At 42.2% G+C, this 6,587-nt stretch carries 3 protein-coding genes and 2 pseudogenes; 3 read left to right on the top strand and 2 right to left on the bottom strand.

Annotation, left to right across the window (positions count from 1 at the left end; genetic code table 11):
- Positions 1-1,023: pseudogene (locus OQJ86_RS25885) on the top strand (hypothetical protein); the annotation flags it as partial.
- Positions 1,024-1,033: 10 nt separating this feature from the next.
- Positions 1,034-3,358, top strand: coding sequence for a hypothetical protein (locus OQJ86_RS25880; RefSeq protein ID WP_265992127.1), 2,325 nt, complete (start codon positions 1,034-1,036; stop codon positions 3,356-3,358).
- Between the two features lie 647 nt (positions 3,359-4,005).
- On the opposite strand, the pseudogene OQJ86_RS25875 reads toward OQJ86_RS25880, so the two are convergent.
- Positions 4,006-4,869: pseudogene (locus OQJ86_RS25875) on the bottom strand (IS5 family transposase); the annotation flags it as partial.
- Between the two features lie 101 nt (positions 4,870-4,970).
- Between OQJ86_RS25875 and OQJ86_RS25870 the strand changes: the two are divergent.
- Positions 4,971-5,402 carry a GNAT family N-acetyltransferase gene (locus OQJ86_RS25870; protein ID WP_265992125.1) on the top strand — a complete coding sequence of 144 codons (432 nt, stop codon included), beginning with the start codon at positions 4,971-4,973 and terminating at the stop codon, positions 5,400-5,402.
- 137 nt (positions 5,403-5,539) lie between these two features.
- Here OQJ86_RS25870 and OQJ86_RS25865 read toward each other — a convergent pair whose 3' ends face one another.
- A complete protein-coding gene (locus OQJ86_RS25865) occupies positions 5,540-6,163 on the bottom strand; it encodes an HD-GYP domain-containing protein (protein WP_265992123.1) in 624 nt (207 codons plus the stop codon).
- Positions 6,164-6,587 lie beyond the last annotated feature (424 nt).

The following is a 6,587-nucleotide window of genomic DNA, read 5'->3' as shown; positions in this document are numbered from 1 at the left end:
GCCGCGACGGTTAATTTGAATGATGGTCTGGTTGGCAATCAATCAAAAACTGTGCCTATGTACACAACGTGTGTTGACCTCAACAGTGCAGCAGTGAGTGATTTCTCAGTCTCGGCGATAGAACAATCGGCTACAGGAAATGAGTATGTATATCAGATTGAAGTTCTTCACCCTGATGGGGAGATTGCGTCATATCAAGATGTAGAAGTAGAGGCATTAAGTGAAGCTGGTGTATTTGACTCTGGAAGCTCTTCAATATCTCTTGTTATGGATTCCAATGGCTCACAACAGCTTTCTTATTATGATACATCGTTTAGTAAATCAGTAATTGCTGCTGAAGTTGGGTCTGCAAGGGATTTATTTCCGTTTGTCCCAGATGAGGGAGCATCGGCACTAGAGACTACAGATGGAACTAAATGGAATCATGTCGATATTAGATATGGTCTCACTCTACCGTCTATCGGTGAAAGTGGTGTACCTATCCTCTTTAGTTATGACTCTCCGGATGGAATGGGTAGCAGCACTGTGTATAAACAGAGCTTTTCAGGAAATGATTTTGTTATGGCTCTCCACATAAAAAATACAGGGCGAATGGGTAGTGGTGCTGTGTCGTTTTTTATCCAGCAACAAGGAAATCTACCTGATCAAAGCTGGTTTAATGAGGAGGAAGATCCTGAGCGAGATCAGCCTGGAGCGCCGCACACATCAGATACCTTTAATATCATAACCCAGTTTTCAAAAAACCAATTCAATTTTTATCAAGGTTTTGACAACTTTGTAGGAAGTAACTCAGCTGATGTTCAGTATGAAGATCGATATTTATGGTTCCAAAAAAAGGGAGATTTTTTGTACCACTATTCGTCGAATACACCAATCAGACCGAGTGAACCGGATTTTTCAAAGCCTTTCGATTGGGGGGATATAGATCCTACCAAGCCTTATTGGGTAGGAACTGGGGGAAGTACAAACTATGAAGATTTAGAGGCATTCCTCGTTGATGCTAACTTTGCAAGTTATTTATAAAGGTATGACCATGAAAGTATTTGGAAAAATTAGCTTTATCTTCTCCTTATCTTTAATTTTATCCGCATGTAATGGTGGCTCTGGTAGTGATTCATCATCCAACAGTGTTGAAGGAAGCACTCCCGAAGCAGTGAACATTGAAACTTCTCCTATCCAATCTAAAGGATTGGTGAGTGAAGAGGTTGTTATCGACGTTTTGGCTACAAATGATGTCAACGCGACGATGAAGGTGAACTCTGTGCGCTCAATATCAGGAGATAGTTGTCAGGTTACGTCCATTGATGAGTGGTCATTTACGACAAGCTCTGACGGAGTAGGCGAATGCCAATACGAATACACCGTCGTCCCACAAAATAGTGAGCTTTATGTTGGTGAGGAATCTTCAATTGCTCGTGTTTCTGTGTCTGAAACAGCAGCTGATAATACATTACCCAACCTTGCAGAAACGACGGATATTGATACGCCTGTTGTGATTGACCTTTCTCAGGAATTAGCCGGGGAGCTTGATACATCAGTGTTCTATCTATCGTCTGATGCATCTGTGCTTGGCGCCGGTATCGTGGATAGCGATGCGGCGAACAATTTGCTTACTTTTACTCCGTTTGAGGTGGGCGCTTCTCGAATTATTTATTCGATGACAGATGGTTCAGTTACCAAGCTAGGAACGATTGATGTTGCTGTTTCTGATACGCAGAATACGCCGCCAGTGGCCCTTAACTATGTCAGTGAAGGAAAGTTAGATAAAGGGATGTTGGTGACGATTGATTTAACGGACTATATCTCTGATGCAGAAGACGCGGTGATCCTCGAATCCGTTAGAGCTTACAATGCGGAGACGGAAATTACGTCCGCATCTGAGCATACCTTTACTTTTCGTTCCTCAGAGCCGGGAGCACATGAAGTTGCTTACACCATTAATGATGGTCGCGGTGGATACGCGGTTGGACAAGTTTATCTTGAAGTAGAGCCTGATTTTAGCCTTGTTCAAGATTGGGATGATGTAACGGTTTACGATTCAACAATTGGTGCAGATATTACGTTTACGGCCCCTGCAAGTAAGGTGCTAGCGGACGATACCAATACCGCGTATACGAATTATCAAGCACAAGATGGGGTCACTGGGCCGAAAGGAGCGGAAGTGGTCACCATGAACCTTGAACAAGCGCAAAACTACTGTGCGACAAGGAATGGACGTTTGCCAATCAACCGTGAATGGGAACTACTCATTGCAAATCAAGGTAACCTTTTTGCCTCTCAAAACTGGCCTGCAGGTGCAGATTTTTGGAGTGCAGATATGATCTCCGAAACTGCTGGTAAGAGCATTAACGCGACAGATGGGACGATTTCTGAGTTAGCGAAGTTAACAGGTGAAGGGTTCGTTACCTGTGTGTTGTTAGATAATGAGGCTGTGAAGGATTTTTCTACGCAATTAGAGTATAGTTTTGTGAATGGTGTTCGTTTTGATGTCAGTGGTGTCATCACTGACCCTGATGGAAATCCTGCACCATTTCAAGAGGTTAAGTTATTGTCAGAGCGTAAAAAAGGGGTGTTTTCAAACTATGAACCAGAAATCAATAAAGTAGCAAGTTCATCTGGAGAATTAATTGATAGCTATACAGATACGTCTTTCAATAACGAGGTACTGTCGAGTTATACAAGTGCGTCTAAAGTTGATTCTATCGTCTTTAAATCTGAAGCTGCATCCTCAAAATTGGCTTTAAGTGAAGAAGATAAATGGAATCGACTTTCACCAAGTGTGGAGTCTTATAAGCCGTTGACAGCTTATGGTATGCCGATATTAGATGGTCGTGATAATGGAGACAATTTAAGAACAATAAACGTTTACCAAGAAGATTACGCTGGTCAAAACTTCGTTGCTTATCTTAAAGTGCAGGATGTGGGAGGCCTTGCGCCTCAAAATGGACGTTTTTCATTTGCAGTGCAGCAAGAATCCCCTCAACCATCGGAGGAGTGGGGAAATACCAACTGGCCTTCGTCGCCTCAGACAGACAAGTCATTTGAAATAATTAATGATTATTGGTATCAAAATGCAAAAGTCGTCTCAGGGTCGGAACTATACGATGAGACAAGTATGACCTTATCGACACCAGAAAGGCACTTATGGATTCAGGTTAACAACGGCATGTTGGAAATATACAACTCTACCACATCAGATAAACCCGAATCTCCCGTTTATAGCGGCGATATGAACTGGTCCGGTATAGACCCCACCCAAACCTATTGGATACAAATTGGCAGTAGAGTTTATACTGGGCATGAGGTTGCTGAGGGAATAGATACTTATGTAACCGAAGCCTATTTCACCAACTATTAATGTTATAAGTCCAAGAAAAGCGCGAACCACAGTGTCGCGCTTTTTTATGTCTAGTTATTAATCTATTTTAACCACATCAACTGGCCGGATAGTCTGGCAAGTTGCTTCTGTGTCCCTTCAGATTCAATCTCTTCATCGTAGGTCAGCAAAAACTCTTGTTTGTTTAGGCGTTCAATTCTTGCGTCAAAATATCGGTTGTTTGCGTTGATGAGATCTCTTTTAAACGCTTGTTAAGAGTGATCTGCGATGTACAAGTACTGGCTGCTCAGCGTCAAGAAGTAAAAGCTGCTGTTTGTGTAACCGACAATGCCGAAGCTCTTTCTCATTGCTCCGTCTTATAATGTGGTAATGAAAGTAAACAAACCATTGTTTACGTATACGCTGAGTTTTCGGTTGGGGTTGCTCAATTGGCTTTCTATGTAGAACTTAGAGCCGGGTAAATTTAGCATGAGAAGTGGACCCTATGGTTGGACTCATAAGCTAACTTCTTAAGTGGTTGCTCAATTTTATGCAATGTTCCTTTGTCTGCCGAAAGGCTTCATCAGAAGTGTGTTCATTGAGTCCTTAAGGTTACGCTATTCATTGGCTTTGTTGCGCAATTCGGACAGAAAACCAAATTGTCTAAAATTGAGTGATTCTTGTACAGCATGCTGAGTTTCAGGCATACCAAGCCCTGTAAGCTTGTTTAGCGCTTTAATCATAGCGTAGCTTTCACCAACTTGAGCATTGTAATTTCTCAGGCTTAACCTCTCTCCTAGCAACTGCTTTACACGAGACATGGCTGTTTCTGAGCGTGAGCGCTTGTGATAGCCATACCGTTGTTTCCACTTCTTGTTGGTAGCGTAGAGCTTTTGGCAACCCACCGTTAAATTGCGAGGATGTCCTTGTTCCAAGAAGGCAGCCCGTTCTCTTGGTGGGATTAGCGGAACCGCTCTCTTAATTCGTATGGCACAATGGCAGTTCCTTGTGTCGTAAGTACCATCTCCAGATATCTCGATGATTCGTCGACGTGTTTGTTTGATCAAATTCGGAAGGACTTCAGCATCAGTGACATTAGATAAACTCTGTTCTGCTGCTATTATCTCGTGAGTGCTGGTATCGACAGCTAAATGCAGCTTTCTCCAGACTCTACGCTTCCCGTCAGTACCATGCTTCTTAACCTTCCATTCACCTTAGCCATAAGCCTTAAGACCAGTAGCATCAATGGCAAGATGCTGTATCACACCTCTGGTTTTAGTACTTCCTTAGCTCGACGGCTTATACAGGTGTAATGTGGACAAACAAGCGGTGTGTTGGCTAGCTTAAATACTGAGTCTAGAAAACCTTGCAGCGCTCTCAATGGCATAGAGAAAACGCGCTTTACCATCAGTGCGGTTGTAATGGCTAGATCGCGGAATTGGCGCTTACTCAGTTATGGCTTCTTCATCAATCCAGAAAGTGAGTGAACCACGGGTGATTAGGGCTTTGTTGTACTGTTTCCAGTTAGTTGTTTTGTAACGAGGCTTCGGCATAAGGCTATGATGATTTACTCATCTCGCCGATCAGATCGTAACTTCCTAATTTAGTTCCATCGAATTACGCAACAAAGCCTCTACTCAAAGAGAGAACATCTATGACGGTAGAATATGTGCTTCCTGAACACTATGCAGAACTGCTAGTAGTTTGGGAAAACTCAGTCCGAGCGACGCATGACTTCATCACAGAAGAAGATATTGAGTTTTTAAAACCCATCATTATTGAGCAAGCATTTCCTGCAGTCACCTTAAAGTGTATGAAAGACACGACAGGTGCAATACAAGGTTTTGTTGGTGTTCATGATGAAAAAATCGAGATGCTGTTTCTTCTAAATCAAGCAAGAGGAAAGGGCATAGGTAAGATGTTGCTGCAACACGCGATCAAATATCTCGGCGCAGTAAAAGTGGATGTGAATGAGCAAAACCCACAAGCTGTCGGTTTTTACCAACGTATGGGCTTTAAAATCGAATCTCGCTCACCACTCGATGATATGGGTAAACCATTTCCAATTTTACACATGACGTTGTAACGCTCGATATGTCGTACATCCGCCTTAAACAGGTTTTGTTAGAAGAAACGCCCAAAGCTAATAACTTTGGGCGTTTCCGTTTATGACTGTTGGATATAGGCAGCCACTCAAAACAGATATAGGAAAGAAGATGTTTTTCACGACAGGTTACTTTTACCGTGAGAATTAATGTAAGTAACAAACAACTCGACTAGATTCGGATTAAACTGGCCTTTATCTTTTTCGGTTAAAAGGATATTGATTGCTTTCGAGTTAGGCATGCCTTTTCTGTAAGCTCTGTCTGAAACCATTGCGTCCCATGTGTCGACAATCGCGAGCACTTGCGCGATAAATGGAATCTCGTCGCCCTTAAGTCGAAATGGATAACCATTTCCATCCCAACGTTCATGATGAAGACCACCAACCATTGTCGCTGTTTCTAGAGCTTTAATGCCTCTTGCTATCTGATAGGTGTGCTTTACATGCTCGCTCATCACTTGACGTTCAATTGGTTCAAGCTTGCCATGTTTATGGAGGATAGCCGTTGGTGTTTTTAGCTTGCCTAAGTCATGTACTAGAGCAGCATCAAAAATCAGTTCTAACTGCGCATTTGTAAAACTCAAAAACTCCCCAAAATCATAAGCGATTAAGCATACATTGAGCGTGTGTGTATAGGTTTCCGGAGAGTGCTCAGCCATTTCTTGTAGCAACTCAAGTGCTGTAAATGAATGTGCGTGATTCAATGCCATCGCATACACATGATTGAATTTGACGTTTTGCATACCTTCACCTTAGGTCGTTCGTTTGGGGCGGCAAGTATGGTGAAGGTCAGTGTCTGTGTTAAATGAATGGTCGTGAATCGAAATTAATAAGGGTTAAATCGGTGTTTTAAAAGTTTTTTGAATGGCGTAATTGTTTGGAATCAATGAGATAGCGTCGTATAAAACTTATAGTGAAAATCTAAGGGGGAATGGGTTTTAGATTGTGGTTGCGTGGGCAAAAATGGTTAACTGCTATGTCTCATCAATACGCGATTAATGGCATTATTCACAATCATTTATTGGTAACTGATTTCGCTCGTGTGGATGATAGCCACTCGAACAATCAGTATTAAATATCACATCATGATCCGAACACTATTTCACATTACATTGTGGCGTACGACGATAGCTGAATTCTCAAAGGAGATTGGATACTCTCAACATC

Origin of the sequence: Vibrio sp. Sgm 5 (assembly GCF_026241575.1) — a bacterium.
GTDB lineage: Bacteria > Pseudomonadota > Gammaproteobacteria > Enterobacterales > Vibrionaceae > Vibrio > Vibrio jasicida.
The sequence above is the reverse complement of the archived record's forward strand: the minus strand, read 5'-3'. Positions and strand labels throughout refer to the sequence as shown.